Below are 683 nucleotides of genomic sequence, written 5' to 3' on the forward strand. Positions count from 1 at the left end.
CGCGGCGGCCCGAGGGGAGCCGGCGGGGGTGCGCGGCCGTCTTCAGCACGGCGGCGAACAACTGCTCGAACAGCGGTCCCGCCCGGTCGGCGGACACCTCCAGGTCGGCGGCGCGGGCCAGCACCAGGTCGGCCTGGTCCAGCAGTTCGGCGTGGTGCCCGCCGGGCAGGTTCGGCCGGCTGCCCTGCCGGCGCACCAGATGCCGTACGACCACCGCGCGGAGCACCGCCACGCGCTCGGCGCCCAGCATCGCGAGCCCGCCCCACCCGATGTCCGTGAAGTGACCCGGGGGGAACGCCAGGCACTGTTCGGCGGCGAACGCGCGGCGCCAGGCGGCACTCCACGCCGGGAGGAGCACACCGGTGAGCCCGCGGGCACGTCCGGGGGCGAAGGCGCCGTCCGGGGTGTCCGCCAGCAGCGGCGCGGCCGGGTTGGCCGGCTCGCCCTCCCACCAGGGCACCCGCTCATGTTCGAAGTGCAGCACGTCCACGTCGCCCGTGTCCGCCAGGCGGGCGTCCAGGGCGGCCAGCGCACCCGGGACCAGGACGTCGTCGCCGTCGAGGAACAGCAGATACGTCCCGTTCGCCGCTCGCATCCCCGCGTTGCGCGCCCCCGCCAGCCCCTGCTCCGGCGGCGCGTGCACGGGAGCCACCCGGGAGTCCCGCTCGGCGTGCCGGGCGGCC

1 protein-coding gene is annotated in these 683 nt (G+C 77.5%); it reads right to left on the reverse strand.

All coding sequences use genetic code 11. The features are described from left to right. Positions 1–683: glycosyltransferase (locus B9S61_RS04550; protein ID WP_146064708.1), on the reverse strand; the 683-nt coding region annotated here is incomplete at both ends.

Origin of the sequence: Streptomyces sp. SM1 (genome assembly GCF_002910825.1) — a bacterium.
GTDB classification, from domain to species: Bacteria; Actinomycetota; Actinomycetes; order Streptomycetales; family Streptomycetaceae; genus Streptomyces; species Streptomyces okerensis.